Annotated in this window: 15 protein-coding genes; 6 read left to right on the top strand and 9 right to left on the bottom strand. The window is 57.0% G+C overall.

All coding sequences use genetic code 11. The features are described from left to right. Nucleotides 1–764: 764 nt before the first annotated feature. From BLW10_RS02315 to BLW10_RS14465, 4 genes are read left to right on the top strand one after another with little or no spacing between them, the layout of a single operon-like run. Complete coding sequence (locus BLW10_RS02315; RefSeq protein ID WP_091332050.1) at nucleotides 765–1,037, top strand: BrnT family toxin; 273 nt, start codon at nucleotides 765–767, stop codon at nucleotides 1,035–1,037. After that, on the top strand, nucleotides 1,024–1,269 hold the full coding sequence (locus BLW10_RS02310) for a hypothetical protein (protein ID WP_177168963.1): 246 nt from the start codon (nucleotides 1,024–1,026) through the stop codon (nucleotides 1,267–1,269). The genes BLW10_RS02315 and BLW10_RS02310 overlap by 14 nt, the downstream gene beginning before the upstream one ends. A gap of 45 nt (nucleotides 1,270–1,314) precedes the next feature. After that, entirely contained in the window at nucleotides 1,315–1,509 is a 195-nt protein-coding gene (locus tag BLW10_RS02305) for a hypothetical protein (protein WP_091332048.1), read from the top strand. Then, nucleotides 1,506–1,694, top strand: coding sequence for a type II toxin-antitoxin system HicA family toxin (locus tag BLW10_RS14465; RefSeq protein ID WP_091332046.1), 189 nt, complete (start codon nucleotides 1,506–1,508; stop codon nucleotides 1,692–1,694). The genes BLW10_RS02305 and BLW10_RS14465 overlap by 4 nt, the downstream gene beginning before the upstream one ends. A gap of 95 nt (nucleotides 1,695–1,789) precedes the next feature. Here the strand turns inward: BLW10_RS14465 and mnmG are convergent, their stop codons facing one another. The 3 genes from mnmG to BLW10_RS02285 form a co-directional block, all read right to left on the bottom strand. After that, complete coding sequence (gene mnmG / locus BLW10_RS02295) at nucleotides 1,790–3,691, bottom strand: tRNA uridine-5-carboxymethylaminomethyl(34) synthesis enzyme MnmG (RefSeq protein ID WP_091332045.1); 1,902 nt, start codon at nucleotides 3,689–3,691, stop codon at nucleotides 1,790–1,792. A 66-nt stretch (nucleotides 3,692–3,757) separates the two neighbouring features. After that, nucleotides 3,758–4,090 (bottom strand): type II toxin-antitoxin system HicB family antitoxin, encoded by a 333-nt coding sequence (locus tag BLW10_RS02290; RefSeq protein WP_091332043.1) that lies wholly within the window; start codon nucleotides 4,088–4,090, stop codon nucleotides 3,758–3,760. Continuing rightward, nucleotides 4,087–4,344 (bottom strand): type II toxin-antitoxin system HicA family toxin, encoded by a 258-nt coding sequence (locus BLW10_RS02285; protein WP_091332041.1) that lies wholly within the window; start codon nucleotides 4,342–4,344, stop codon nucleotides 4,087–4,089. The genes BLW10_RS02290 and BLW10_RS02285 overlap by 4 nt, the downstream gene beginning before the upstream one ends. A 144-nt stretch (nucleotides 4,345–4,488) precedes the next feature. Between BLW10_RS02285 and BLW10_RS02280 the strand changes: the two genes are divergently transcribed. Beyond that, the gene (locus tag BLW10_RS02280) at nucleotides 4,489–5,418 is read left to right on the top strand and encodes an AAA family ATPase (RefSeq protein ID WP_091332040.1); all 930 of its coding nucleotides are present in this window, start codon (nucleotides 4,489–4,491) and stop codon (nucleotides 5,416–5,418) included. On the opposite strand, the gene rsmD is transcribed toward BLW10_RS02280, so the two are convergent. Genes rsmD through BLW10_RS02265 form a run of 3 tightly spaced genes read right to left on the bottom strand, consistent with a single transcriptional unit; the run spans nucleotide 5,393 to nucleotide 8,739 of the window. Then, the gene (gene rsmD, locus BLW10_RS02275; protein ID WP_091332038.1) at nucleotides 5,393–6,001 is read right to left on the bottom strand and encodes a 16S rRNA (guanine(966)-N(2))-methyltransferase RsmD; all 609 of its coding nucleotides are present in this window, start codon (nucleotides 5,999–6,001) and stop codon (nucleotides 5,393–5,395) included. The two genes, BLW10_RS02280 and rsmD, sit on opposite strands and share 26 nt — an antisense overlap. Beyond that, nucleotides 5,973–7,346: a M16 family metallopeptidase gene (locus BLW10_RS02270; protein WP_091332036.1), complete on the bottom strand. Its 1,374-nt coding sequence runs from the start codon at nucleotides 7,344–7,346 to the stop codon at nucleotides 5,973–5,975. Before BLW10_RS02270 ends, rsmD begins: the two co-directional genes overlap by 29 nt. Then, on the bottom strand, nucleotides 7,336–8,739 hold the full coding sequence (locus tag BLW10_RS02265; RefSeq protein WP_091332035.1) for a M16 family metallopeptidase: 1,404 nt from the start codon (nucleotides 8,737–8,739) through the stop codon (nucleotides 7,336–7,338). Before BLW10_RS02265 ends, BLW10_RS02270 begins: the two co-directional genes overlap by 11 nt. A gap of 300 nt (nucleotides 8,740–9,039) precedes the next feature. On the opposite strand from BLW10_RS02265, the gene mgtE reads away from it, so the two are divergent. Next, nucleotides 9,040–10,482, top strand: coding sequence for a magnesium transporter (gene mgtE, locus BLW10_RS02260; protein ID WP_091332033.1), 1,443 nt, complete (start codon nucleotides 9,040–9,042; stop codon nucleotides 10,480–10,482). Between the two features lie 129 nt (nucleotides 10,483–10,611). Here the strand turns inward: mgtE and BLW10_RS02255 are convergent, their stop codons facing one another. Genes BLW10_RS02255 through BLW10_RS02245 form a run of 3 tightly spaced genes read right to left on the bottom strand, consistent with a single transcriptional unit; the run spans nucleotide 10,612 to nucleotide 14,040 of the window. Beyond that, nucleotides 10,612–13,323, bottom strand: a complete 2,712-nt coding sequence (locus BLW10_RS02255) for a DEAD/DEAH box helicase family protein (protein WP_091332032.1) — start codon at nucleotides 13,321–13,323, stop codon at nucleotides 10,612–10,614. Next, a complete protein-coding gene (locus BLW10_RS14095; protein ID WP_218139682.1) occupies nucleotides 13,320–13,856 on the bottom strand; it encodes a PIN domain-containing protein in 537 nt (178 codons plus the stop codon). The genes BLW10_RS02255 and BLW10_RS14095 overlap by 4 nt, the downstream gene beginning before the upstream one ends. Next, nucleotides 13,843–14,040 (bottom strand): CopG family transcriptional regulator, encoded by a 198-nt coding sequence (locus BLW10_RS02245; protein WP_091332030.1) that lies wholly within the window; start codon nucleotides 14,038–14,040, stop codon nucleotides 13,843–13,845. The genes BLW10_RS14095 and BLW10_RS02245 overlap by 14 nt, the downstream gene beginning before the upstream one ends. Nucleotides 14,041–14,069 lie beyond the last annotated feature (29 nt).

Here is a 14,069-nt window from a genome sequence, read left to right as displayed (position 1 = left end):
CGAACCCAAGTCAATACAAAAGCGAGCTGCGTTCTTTGCTGACAGAGAATTTTTCTATTATCGGTTAATTGTCAAAAACGAAAAATCGGTATCAGGTTAGTATATATCTATCCAAAGGTGCGCACGAAGTTTGGATAGTCAGTGAAGGCGGCAAAACCAGATACTATACCTATGAAGGCGAAATCGAAAAAAGCGAAGAGATAGCAAAGTAGGATGGGTAGAACGGCCACGCGATAACCTTGATGGTTGCTGTAGCGCTTGTTGGCCGTGAAACCCATCTAGAATAAAACGGAATAAAACGGGTGGAATAAAACGGGTCAGAATAAAACGCAGAATAAAACGGGTAATAAAACGGGTCAGGTTCGGTTTAATTCTGAAAAAACAATAGAGTTGTACCGAGCGAAACCTAAGTCTTTGATTCTTCGTTAGGCAAGTGGCTGTTTTTCTTGGCTTGGCTCGTTCATACGGTACAACTTTAATCTAATCCATAAAATCGCCTAACACGGTGCTCCAGCCGAAGCCGGTTTCGCTCTCGCTCAACCGGCTCGGCTGAGCTTGGCGTTAGCAAGGCAGGATGGGTAGAACGGCCACGCGATAAGCTTGATGTTTGCTGTAACGCTTATTGGCCGTGAAACCCATCGTTCATCTCAGCAGATGCGAAATGATGGGTTTCGCTTTGCTCTACCCATACTACAATTTACTACAATTTACAGTCTAATACAGCAAGGCGTTCCGCTGAATGGAAGCTAAAAGAGTCATGAAATATTCATTTTGAATGGGATCCGAAAAAAGCGGCAGCAAACCGATACAAACATGGTGTTACCTTTGAAGAAGCGAGCAGTGCATTACGCGATGTATTTTCGGCTACTGCGCATGACCCAGACCATTCAGATGACGAGGAACGATTTGTAACCTTTGGCGTTTCCTCTCAAGGACGATTACTGACGGTGGCACATACCAATAGAGGTAATGCGATTCGCATCATTTCGGCACGACTAACGACTAATATTGAGAGGCAAATTTATGAAGAAGGTTAAATCAGAGATGGCTGACGAACTCAGACCAGAATACAAACGATCAGATTTCGGTGAAATCGTGCGTGGTAAATATGCAAACCGGATCAAAGAAGAAACCAATTTAGTGCTTCTTGAGCCTGATATTGCAGAAGCTTTTCCGAATGATGAAGCGGTAAACAAAGCACTTCGGTATTTGCTGGAAGTGGCTAAGACATCAACCAGCCTAACTCAACGCTCCAGCGGACTCCGCTAACGCTCCGCCGGTGAGCTTGGCGTTATCACTCATAAGGTATAACCAATGAAAAAAATGAATTTTACATATTGGAAAACTTCCGATGAAACATATTTAGGGTACTTAAATGAATACCCTGATCACTGGACACAAGGAAATGATTTAAGTGATCTAAAAGATCACCTTGCAGATCTGTGCGAGCTGTTTAGCTCTGAGGAAATTCCAGGCATCAAACGAGTAGCGGAAATGGAAGTCGCGTGAAAAGACAAAAGTTGATTGAGTTATTGATAAATCACGGCTGCTTGCTTTTACGGCACGGTAAAAAGCATGATATTTATCATAATCCAACAACAGGTGCATCAGAACCGGTGCCTAGACATAACGACATCAATGAGCATTTAGCAAAGCATATTCTCAAAAGCCTTGCTGGAAATAACAATAAATAGCAAGGTAGGATGGATAGAACGGCCACGCGATAATCTTGACGATTGCTGTAACGCTTGTTGGCCGTGAAACCCATCTAGCGGCGTAGGTCAGGAATCTAACATTCAACAACATGCGCCGTTGAAGTACCACCCAGCCGCTTCAAATAAATCAACAACAGCGACACCGCCGCTGGCGTCACCCCCGGAATCCGCGCCGCCTGACCAATCGTCGCCGGACGCACCCGCATCAGCTTCTCGCGCACCTCAACCGACAGCCCGCGCACCTGCGTATAGTCAAACCCATCGGGCAACGGCTTGCGCTCCTGCTCGCGTTGACGCTCAATCTCGGCGCACTGACGACTGATATAGCCGGCATAGCGCGTTTGAATCTCCAACTGCTCGGCGACCTCGGGCGCGACCGGCTCCGGCGGCTCACCCGTAAGCACCCGAATCCCCGCATACCCGACATTGGGCCGCGCCAGCAACTCCAACGCCCGCGCTTCACGGCGGAGCGGCTCGCCGAGCACCAACAGCGCCCGCGCCGGATCGAGCGTCTCCGGTCGCACCCAGGTGTCATGCAGACGCTGGCGCTCGCGTTCCAGCGACTCGCGCTTGTGCGCAAACGCCCGCCATTGCTCGTCACCGACTAATCCCAACTGCCGCCCGATCTCAGTCAACCGCAGATCGGCGTTATCCTCGCGCAGCAGCAGTCGATACTCCGCCCGACTGGTGAACATGCGATACGGCTCATTCGTCCCGCGTGTAATCAGATCGTCAACCATCACGCCCAGATAGGATTCATCGCGGCGCGGATGCCAGGGATCGCGGCCCTGCACCTGAAGCGCCGCATTGACACCGGCAAGCAATCCCTGCGCACCCGCCTCTTCATAACCCGTCGTCCCATTGATCTGACCAGCGAGAAACAAGCCCGCCAGCGGGCGCGTCTCCAGCGACGGCTTGAGATCACGCGGATCGAGAAAATCGTATTCAATTGCATAGCCGGGCCGTGTCAAATGCGCCCGTTCCAGCCCGACGATGGAGCGCACCAGTGCCTCCTGAATGTCATAGGGCAGACTGGTCGAGATGCCGTTCGGATAGACCTCGTGCGTGGTCAGCCCTTCGGGTTCGAGAAAAATCTGATGCGCGGTTTTGTCAGCAAAGCGCACGATCTTGTCTTCAATCGACGGACAGTAGCGCGGCCCGACCCCTTCGATCACGCCGGTAAACAGCGGCGAGCGCGATAGCCCCGAGCGGATGATGTCGTGGGTGCGCTCGCTGGTGTGCGTGATATGACAACTGACCTGATGCGGGTGATCTTCCGCTCGTCCCATGAAGGAAAACACCGGCACCGGCGCATCGCCCGGCTGCTCGGCGAGTCGGCTGTAATCAATGGTGCGGGCATCGAGACGCGGCGGCGTGCCAGTCTTGAGCCGCTCGATGCGAAACGGCAGCTCGCGCAGGCGTCGCGCCAGCCCATTCGATGGCGGATCACCAGCGCGACCGCCCTCATAATTCGACAGCCCGATATGAATCCGCCCGCCGAGAAACGTCCCGACCGTGAGCACCACTGCCCGCGCACGAAACTCCAGCCCCATCTGCGTGCGCACGCCGCTGACGCGCTCGCCTTCGACGAGCAGATCTTCGACCGACTGTTGAAACAGCGTCAGCCCAAGCTGATTTTCTAGTGCCGAACGCACCGCTGCTTTATAGAGCAGACGATCAGCCTGAGCGCGGGTGGCGCGTACCGCTGGCCCTTTGCTGGCATTGAGGATGCGAAACTGAATCCCGGCGCGATCCGTCGCCCGCGCCATCAGCCCGCCGAGCGCGTCGATCTCGCGCACCAGATGGCCCTTGCCGATGCCGCCGATGGCTGGATTGCAGCTCATCTGGCCGAGGGTTTCGATGTTTTGCGTCAACAGCAGGGTGCGCACGCCACACCGCGCCGCCGCGAGTGCCGCTTCAGTGCCCGCGTGACCGCCGCCGACGACAATCACGTCATAGATATCGCTTGCAAGCATGGGGAAAAGCCGGTTTATAAAGAAGGAATAACAGGACGCTGGAACCGAAGCGCCAGCCGCTATGTTTTAGTGTTGCACGGCCTCGCGCAGGGTGCTGGCCGCCCACTGATTGAGGCTCACGCCTGCCAACTCAGCGGCGACAGCCATTGCCGCATGGGTTTCGGGATCGAGCCGCAGCAGTAAACGGCCAGAATAGGGCTTTTGCGCTGGGCGTCCGGTGCGCTCACAGACTTCAAGATAATGATCGACGGTTTCATGAAACGCGGTTTCTAATTCATCCACGGTCGTTCCGTGAAACACGACAATATCTTTGATTCCGGCCAGACGACCGACAAAGATGCGATCCTCAGCGTCATAAGCGATGCGTGCGGCATAGCCGCGATAAGTCATGGCGTTCATGGTGGTTGAATACCGGCGTTTTGGAGAAATTCGCGTGCGGCCTTGATGCGATATTTCAGCGCATCTTGATGCGGATGCGGTCGATGGAAGTCGGCGCGCTGGCCGTTGAGAAAGAAGGTTACCGCCGAACCTGAGCCTTCATCCCGATCAGCACCGAGCGCCATAAACAGTGATTCAATACGCCGCCAGGGTAGATTGCCATTGACGGGATTGGCAAAAATAGCGGCTAACGTTTTGCGCTGTGTGCTGTTCATCGCCAAACAGTATCAAATGCTGATACTACCAGCAAGCGACGGTAGGCGCTTAAGTTAGCGATCTATCGCGCATAGCCTTGCGATGCTTGCGTTTTATATCGACTATTATTAGGTGCTATGTCGCCCAGTACCTGAGCCGCCCACATGCCCACCACCCCCAATCCCAGCCTCCCCGAACACATCCTAAACGCAGCCGGCGCGGTCATCCTCGGCAAAGATCATGAACTGCGGCTGGCGCTGGCCTGTTTGCTGGCACGCGGTCATCTGCTGGTTGAGGATCTGCCCGGCGTCGGCAAAACCACGCTCGCGCATCTGCTGGCGCGGCTGCTCGGACTGGATTATTCGCGCATTCAGTTCACCAGCGATCTGCTGCCCGCTGATGTGATCGGCGTCTCAGTCTATGATCGGGCTTCGGAGAGCTTCCGTTTTCATGCTGGCCCGATCTTTTCGCAACTAATTCTCGCTGATGAGATCAACCGCGCCACGCCCAAAGCGCAAAGCGCCCTGCTCGAAGCGATGGAAGAGCGTCAGGTCACAGTCGAGGGCGAAACGCGCCGCCTGCCCGAACCCTTTTTCGTGATTGCAACGCAAAATCCGCTGTTTCAGGTCGGCACCTTTCCGCTGCCGGAATCGCAGCTTGATCGCTTTTTGATGCGGATTCATCTCGGCTATCCGGCGGCGGATCAGGAAAAAGCGTTATTAGCTGGCGAAGATCGGCGCGAGCTGGTCGCCCGTCAACAACCGGCGCTGACCAATGCCGAATTGCTGGCTTTGCAACAATCGGTGTTACGCATTCACGCTGCGCCGCCGATCATCGACTATATCCACGCGATTCTGCAATTCACCCGCGCTTCGGAGCGTTTTGCTTATGGACTCTCGCCGCGAGCCGGAATCGGGCTGCTGCACGCGGCCAAAGCTTGGGCGCTGCTGGCCGGACGCGATTATGTGATCCCAGAAGATGTGCAGGCGGTGTTGCCTGCGGTTGCGGTGCATCGACTCACCGGCGGCGAGCCAGGTCAGCGGATTGGGGATGATGAGGTGGCGCGGTTTATTTTGACAACTGTGCCGCTGTGACCGCTAATCCATAGCGCACCTGACTGGCGCGTTTGTCGCGGATCAACTCCCAGCCGACGGGCAATGCCGGAAAGCCAGTCTGCGCGGCGGTTTCCAGATAGACCTGCGCCTCGGGCGCGAGCCAGCCGCAACGGTCGAGCCGTTCTAGCGCCGGAGCCAATAAATCTGCCGCAAAGGGCGGATCGAGAAACACTAGATCGAATGGTTCGCGCACCCGCTCCAGTTCCAGCCAGCGCAACGCATCAGCCTGATGCACCTGCACCGCCGTCGCGCCCAGCCGCTCGGCATTCTCACGCAATTGCCGCGCCACTGCTGGAGCCTGTTCGAGCATCACCACCGCCCGCGCTCCGCGTGACAGCGCCTCAAATCCCAGCGCCCCACTGCCGGCGAACAGATCCAGACAGCGTGCGCCCGCGATCCGAGGCGCGACCCAATTAAACAGCGTCTCGCGCACCCGATCCGCCGTCGGGCGCAGGCCGGGCTGATCGGGAAAGCTCAGACGGCGACCGCGATAGTCGCCGCCGATGAGCCGCAGTTGATTGGCCGGACGCGGCTTAGGGCGTGCCACGAGTTGCGGTCGCATCTGCGGGCGCGGCACCAACGCTGACAATCGCCAGCCGCTCGGGATGCACGCGCCGCTGAAACGCATCCTGAATCTGCGCGGCGGTGACGGCTTCGATGCGCTCGCGGAACCGCGCCAGATAATCCAGCGGCAGGTTATAAAACCCGATCACCGCAAGATAGCCGACGATATCGCCATTACTAGCAATTTTGAGCGGAAAACCGCCGGTAATATTTTGCTTGGCAGCGGTCAATTCCGCCGCCGTCGGCCCCTGAGTGATGAACCGTTTGAGCGTATCGAGCAGCACCACTCGCGCCTGTTCGGCCTGATCGTTGCGCGTCTGCAAACCCATGATGAACGGCCCAAGCTGGGCAAGCGGCAGGAAATAGCTATAGGTGCTATAGGACAGGCCGCGCTGTTCGCGGATCTCGTTCATCAGCAGCGAGACTAGACCGCTCCCGCCCAAAATGTGATTGCCGACATAGAGCGCAAAATAATCGGGATCGCCGCGCCGCAGCCCCGGCTGACCAGCGAGCAGCGTGGTTTGACTCGACGGGAAGCTGATGGCGTTCAACGTGCCGCGTTCCAGCTCCGGCACCGCTGGCAGTGGCGCGACCGGCTCACCAGCGGGCAAACCGGCGACCACGCGCTGTGCCAATGCTTCAGCTTGAGCGCGGGTCAGATCACCGACCAGCGCCAGCACCGCATTTGCGCCGACATACTGCCGCGCATGAAAGGCGACTAAATCGGCGCGGGTTAAGGCGGTGATCGACTCCGGCGTGCCAGCGGGATCGGCGGCATAGGGATGCGCCCCAAACACAGCGCGATAAAAGGCTTTGCTGGCAACACTGCGCGGCGATTCATCATCCTGCCGCAAGGCGATCAAGCGATTCTGCCGCACGCGCTCTAATTCGTCCGGCGCAAAAGTCGGGCGGGCGATCAGCATAGCAAAGGTGTCAAGCGCGGTATCAAAGGCCGCTGCTCGGGTCAGCGTGCGCAGGCTGAGGATGGTTTTATCCCGATCCACGCTGGCGCTAAAAATCGCGCCGACCTGATCGAACCGCTCGGCAATGGCATCGGCTGTCCAATCGCCCGCGCCTTCGCTCAACATTGCCGCCGTCAGCGACGCTAATCCAGACTGCGCCCCATCGTGGGCACTGCCAGCGGCTAAGACGAACTGCACATCGACCATCGGAATATCCGGCGCGGCGACGAAGAACACCCGCGTGCCGTTTTCGGTGCGCCAGCTTTGAATCTCGGGCGTGGCCTGTACCAGCGGGCTGGCCAGCAGCAGCGTGCCCGCTAACCACGCGCTCAGGGTACGCACGGCGCGGTCGAGGCGCTCGGCTTGTCGTTCACTGCACATGATACTGTCCTCCAGCATGAGGCGGCGCGGCGGCCTGCGTGGTCGCATCCAGCGGCTGCGGATCGAGCATGGCGACCGTCAGGCGCTCAGGCGTGAGATAGCGTTGCGCGACGGCCTGAATTTGCTCGGGCGTGATGGCGGCGAGGCGATCAACATAGCTATCAGCGAGTTGCCAATCGAGGCCGATAGTTTCCAGCAGTCCGATTTGCATCGCTTGATAAAACAGCGCATCGCGTTCAAAGACTTTGGCGGCGATCACTTGATTGCGCACGCGCTCCAATTCTGCCGCCGTGACCGGCTCGGCTTGCACCCGTGCGACCTGTTCACGGAGCGCCCGTTCGAGCGTCTCGATGGTCTGGCCGCTGGCTGGAACACCTTCAAATAAAAACAGTCCGGGCAGCCGTGAAAAAGCGTCATAGCCCGCACCAACTGAGGACGCAAGCTGCTGCCCGCGCACCAGTTCTCGCGCCAGCCGCGCACTGTCGCCGCCGTCGAGAATCGAGGCTAAGAGTTCGAGCGCGTAGGGTTCCCACGACTCTGCGGCATGGGTGAGCACCGGCGTTTTATAACCCATCAATAGATAGGGTTCTTTTGCTGGCGCTTGGACGCGCAGCCGTTTTTCGCCGAGTTGCTCGGGTTCGGCTTGGGTTTTTGGGGGGCGAATGGTCTCAGCGGCCAGCGGGCCGAAATACTGTTCAGCCAGCGCGAATACCCGCTCGGGATCGACATCCCCAGCGACCACGAGAATCGCGTTATTGGGCGCATACCACTGCCGGTACCAATCGCGCACATCGGCGAGGCTGAGTTGTTCCAGATCGCTCGGCCAGCCGATCACCGGATTGCGATAGGGTGAGGCATCATAGGCTGTGGCGCTAAAACGCTCGTAGGTCAGCGCCTGCGGATCGTCGTCAGTGCGCATCCGCCGCTCTTCCTTGACCACTTCGAGTTCTTTGAGAAATTCGCTCTCGTTGAGCTTGAGATGACGCATCCGCTCGGCTTCTAGCTCAAAAGCGATTTCGAGCCGATCACTGGCGAGATTTTGATAATAGGCGGTGTAATCGCGTCCAGTAAAAGCGTTTTCCTCACCGCCATTGGCGGCGATGATCCGCGAGAATTCGCCCGGCGCGAGGCGCTCGGTGCCCTGAAACATCATGTGCTCCAAGAGATGCGACACGCCGGTCAGTCCGCCGTATTCGTAGCTCGACCCGATGCGATACCAGACCTGTGAGGTCAGGATCGGGGCGCGTTGATCGGGTTTGACCAGAATTTTCAGTCCGTTCGCCAGTTGGCGTTCGTGGACGGCGGACGCGGCGCGAACACCGAGAGACGGCAGTAATAGCATGGGCAGCAAGAGGATGACGGAGAAGCGGGTGAGGATGGAGCGTCTGTGCATAAGCCGTGTTGATCCCATAAAAGCGCAAGTCATGATGACGCGCACTGGCTCGGAACGCTATTCGACCGGCGGCGCTGGGTCAAGGTTCAGTGGTGCATGGGTTTTTGGTTTGGATGGTTAGTGGTCGTAGTAGAGGCGATCATATCAACTCAGTGTAGAGCAATGCATTGCACACATTTGCTCAAATTAAAATGGAACAGTTATAGTTTGAAAGCTCTAAAACATCGCCACCAGCAACGCAAACCGGAGCAGGGTGCTGAGGTTTTCATACACCCCCGCCTGACAGACAGGCCCACTAAAATGAGCGAGCCATTACCGCGTGACTCCGATGTGTTGCAACGCCACCTGCGCGACATCCGCGAACTGCTCGCCCGTCAGCGGTTGGTCGAAGTGTTGATGCACCGTCAGCAGGGTGTGCATCAAGATCTGGTCGATTCCATCACCCATCGTCAAACCATCGGCTGGCTGCGGCGCAAGCTCGACCGCCTGCATCCGGCTGATATTGCGCACATTCTCGAAGCCCTGCCCCGCGATCAACGGCAACTGGTCTGGGAACTGGTGCGGGCCGACAAGGATGGCGAAATTCTGCTCGAAGTCTCAGATGCGGTGCGCCCGTCGCTGATCGAGGTCATGGACAGCGCCGAAATTCGCGCCGCCGCCGAATCGCTCGACGCCGATGAGCTGGCCGATCTTGCGCCCGATCTGCCGCCAGAAGTGGTCGAAGATGTGCTCGAAGCACTCGATCACGAAGAGCGCGAGCATGTCCGCGCCGCCATGTCCTACCCCGAGGACACGGTTGGGGCGCTTATGGATTTCGATATGGTCACGGTGCGTGAGGATGTGACCCTAGAAGTCGTGTTGCGGTATTTGCGGCGCTTTGAAGCACTGCCCGATCATACTGATAAATTATTCGTCATTGATCGTGAAGAACGGCTACGCGGCATTTTAACGCTCGAATCCTTGCTGATTAACGATCCCGAGCGGCGTGTGTCTGAGGTGATGAAAGCGAAATCACTGGTGACTTTTCGGCCAGAAGATGATGCTGACGAAGCCGCCGCCGCCTTTGAACGCTATGATTTAATTTCCGTGCCCGTGATTGACAATGAACGGCGCGTGATTGCGCGGGTGACAGTCGCTGATATGGTTGATCGCATCCGCGAAGAATCCGAAGCGGAATTACTCAATCAAGCCGGATTGCGCGAAGAAGAAGATATTTTTGCACCCATTACCCGCTCATTACGCAATCGCTGGGCATGGCTGGCAATCAATCTCATTACCGCCTTTGTCGCCTCGCGGGTAATTGATGCGTTTGAAACGTCGATTGCGCAATTGGTGGCGCTGGCCGCTTTAATGCCGATTGTTGCTGGAATTGGCGGCAATGCTGGCAATCAGACGATTACGATGATTGTCCGCGCATTAGCGATGGGCCAAGTTGAACCCTCGGCAGCTTGGCGCTTATTAGGGAAAGAAGTCGGGGTGGCGCTTATCAATGGATTAGTATGGGGCGGAGTGGTCGGCGGTATTGTGTGGGCGCTGTATGGCAGTTGGCAATTAGGATTGGTGATGACCGGCGCAATGACGCTGAATTTATTATTAGCCGCCACCGCTGGGGTATTGATTCCGCTCGTGCGCCAGCGTTTTGGACGCGATCCGGCGCTCGGCGGGTCAGTGATGATTACGGCGCTCACCGATTCGGGCGGATTTTTTATTTTTCTCGGCTTGGCGACGGTGTTTTTATTGTGACTGAAATCACACGAACAAAAAACAGGTTCATCAATAAGCCCTTAAATGGCGCAACATGCGCGAGCACTTCAAAAATAACGAAACAGAATCGGCGCAATCGCGGACAGGATAAAGCGATGCAGTTCGATATTAAAGCTGTGCCTCAATCCAATCCCAGCGTTTATCTCGCACCATCACGAAGCGGCAGCGACCAGCGGAAAGATTCGCCCAGAGTTCTCCAATGAGCCGATCCGGTGCGGCCGTATCCCAGCGATCTGCGCCCTTGTATTCGACGGCGAGCACCGGGCCGGGGTCGGTGTTTGATGCCGGGAGTTGACAAAGGAAATCGGGATAAAAACGCCCGTCGGCTTTTTGTAGATAAAAGGCTCTGCGTTCAGTGCGCACCAAATTCCGCACCCAGAATGCGAGACGTCCTTGTTGGGTCAGAATGTCGAGTTGGCAAGCGCATTCAAATTCTTCGCGGCTGTCAAAATCGCCGATACGCGGGTAATAGTGCCCGCGAAAATCGAAATGGCCATAAACCGAGGTCGCCGGATCGTAATCATGCGGCGGTGCATAGTGCTGGCGCTGAAACTCAAAGCTGAAATCATCGCTGACAGTGAGTGGCGTGGCGCTAGCATCGCTAAAAAGCGCCTGTTGATAGGCGGTCTCAGCCGCCGTGCGGCGCAGGTAGCGCACCTGTGCTTCGAGTCGGTCACGAATCTGGTAGCGTTGTAGGGTCGCGCGCGCCAGCGTGAATCCATCATGCGCCAGCAATGCCGTCAGCCAAGTGGCGACAAAAGCGCGTTTGTGGCCATGAATCAACGACGCTTCCGGCAGATTGCGACAGAGCCAAGTCGCCAACCGCACGCTGTCCCAAGATTCGGCCCGCTGGATAAGATCGAGATCGCGCTGCAAATCGGCGAGAAATTCCATTTTGACCGTGCCGCTGGTGGCGTCGATGTCGAGTCGTCCACCTTGCGCGTACTGCATGGCGCGGTCGAGTTGTTGGAGATCGTCGGCTGTTGGCGCGGCGGCAGTCAGCGGCAATTCCCAGCGTTCACCGAGTAAGCTGGGATCATCAAATAAACACAAGCGTCCCTGTACTGGGATCGCCAGTTGTGGCACGCGAAACCGGACGCCGCGCTCGGCGGGCGTTTGGAACAGCTCAATCGCGGTGGTGCGACTGGCGGCGGCCGCTTCGGTGAGGATGTTGATGGCTGTGACTGAGGTGACAGTTGCGGTGAGCTGGGCGGTCTCATCGGCGCTCAGAGGCGCACGAATGGTCAGGGTGTGATGCACCTGATCCCAGTCGAGCTTATCGCGCACCGGCTTTGGTACGGCTTTGAGATCGGGGGTTTCAGTCAGGGTGACAGTGACTGGATGCACGATCACCCTGTTGGGTTGTCCGCTCAAGTCCAACCATGCTGGCTCCGGTTGCACGGCGGCGACCAGTTCGCGCACTTCGCGCCGCTCAAATCCTGCACCTGATACCAGCCGATCCCGTAACGCCTGCGCGGTTTCGGCGAAGTTGTGCGAAACGACGAACGCATACGATTGATTGAGTTCCGGCGCTTGGCGGCGGCAAGCATTGGGTTGACGCAAGATGCGTCCAAGCAGTTGCTCGACGGCTGTGGACGATGACAGCGAGGCGAGGCTGACCAGAATATAGGCAAAGGGGCAATCCCAACCTTCGGCGAGCGCCTTTTGCGTAATCACGACCGTCACCGGGCAGCGCGGATCGTTGATGCCGTGTTGATAGTCGGCGTCGAGTTGTTCTAAGCCGCGTTCGTCGCCAGTGGCAATGACGACGGCTTCAGCGGGCAGACCTTGATTAGTGATGAGTTCCTGTTTCACGCGCTCGACATCCAGCGTTTCAACCCCACTACGGCGCGGTTCGGCCTGAATCAACACGATGGGACGTAGATAGGGCGCTCCGGCTTGGGTTTCGGCGTCAGCGAGTTGCTGTAGCGCGTCGCGGCGAGCGAGGGCATTGGCGATGCAATGTTGCCAGTGCGGTTCGATCTCCAACATCACCGGCAGCTTAATCATTGACTCGTTTTTGAGTTCGAGCGCCGAAACGCTGTGCAGCACATTGCTGGGCGTGCGGTGCAGATCGGGGGTGGCGGTCAGTTCGAGAATCCCGCTCGGGCGCAGTCGCGCCAGCATCTCGAAGGCCAGATCGGTGCGGCTGTTGTGCGCTTCATCGACGATGACGAACGGGCGACGCAGGCGGAAAACGTTAGCCAGCGAATAGGGCGTGATGCGGTCGCTACCGTCGCCGTCGGTGAGCAATGCGGCGCGTTGGATCGGCGAAAGCGCGTCGAAATGGTGCATCAGGTCGCCGCTGGATTGGTAGACCTTGCGGCATTCGGCGTCTTCGACCTGAAAGGCTTGGCGGGTGGCGACGATGACGGTGGTGGAGCTGTCGAGGGTGGCGCGAGTCAGGGCGCGGGCGTCGTCGAGAGCGAGGACGCTGACCGGGCCAGCGTCGCGCAGGGCACTGTGGTAGGGATGATGGCGGTTTTGCAGTGCTCGCAACGTTTGTGTGCGGATGGATTTGCTAGGCACGAGCCAGAGAATCAGGCTGTGATCGGTGCGTAGGAGCTGGGTGTTGACGCGAGCGACGCTGGCGGCAGCCAGCCAAGTTTTGCCGCCGCCGGTCGGGACGCGCAAGCAAAAATAGGGCATGTCAGGCGGAAAGCCGGGCAGGGAATGATAGGGATTGCCTCGGCCCCAAAGCTGTTCGGTGGTGGCGGTGTAGGCGAGCGCGGGAGAGCCGAGCGCGTGGCAAGTGCGAAAATATAATTCGACGCTGGTCAGCAGGTCGGATTGATAGGTTTTGGGCGCGAAGGTGGTCATAGACGTAAATTCCGCTCAGTTTGCTGGATAATATCGCGCAAAAGTGCTGGGCGAATATGGAGCGATGAGCGTTCTGGTATCTGTTTTAATAAATCAATGACTTGATATCCGCTCAGTTGGTGGCGTCGAATAGCGCGAATCAGTAGGCCAATCGTTCCATGAGCTGAAATCTCAAGCGTTTTTGCGGCAAGTCGTGCGGCGGTATCGTCCGTCAGTAAAATTGAATGCGTCAATCCGAAACACTGACACAGCGCCGCATATTCGCCCACATGTAAAGCATACATTTCTCTGAGTGCAGAGACTTGCTCAATAAATCTTGGTTTAGATTTCAGTAGTGATACTTCTGGATTCGTGAGTGCTCCGGGTCGATGATATGCTACTTCGAGCCATACAGGTTCAGGCACGTAAACAACATTAAAATCAGCTAACAACCAAATCGAGTCGAGTTCATCAAGATGAATTAAAGGGCCAGCATCTGCTACGACCACAACTGTATTGTCTTGCAATTGAACCAAATTTTCAGTCTGTGCCATGCAACCCCCAATCCACATCATCGCGGATCAATGACTCAGTTAGGGCTTCTTGATGGGATTCGAGGTAACGGCGCAGCGATTCGATGACAATCGCGTTGACATCTGTTGCCCAACCGCGCTCAACCATTGATTGCGCCTGTCGTGCTAGGTGATCCGGAATTTCAGTTTGAATCAATGTGGTCATACTCAAACCTCCAGCGCATAAGGTGTTTG

Origin of the sequence: Allochromatium warmingii, from assembly GCF_900107145.1 — a bacterium.
Taxonomy (GTDB): domain Bacteria; phylum Pseudomonadota; class Gammaproteobacteria; order Chromatiales; family Chromatiaceae; genus Thermochromatium; species Thermochromatium warmingii.
This window is presented reverse-complemented; position numbering and strand designations above follow the sequence as displayed.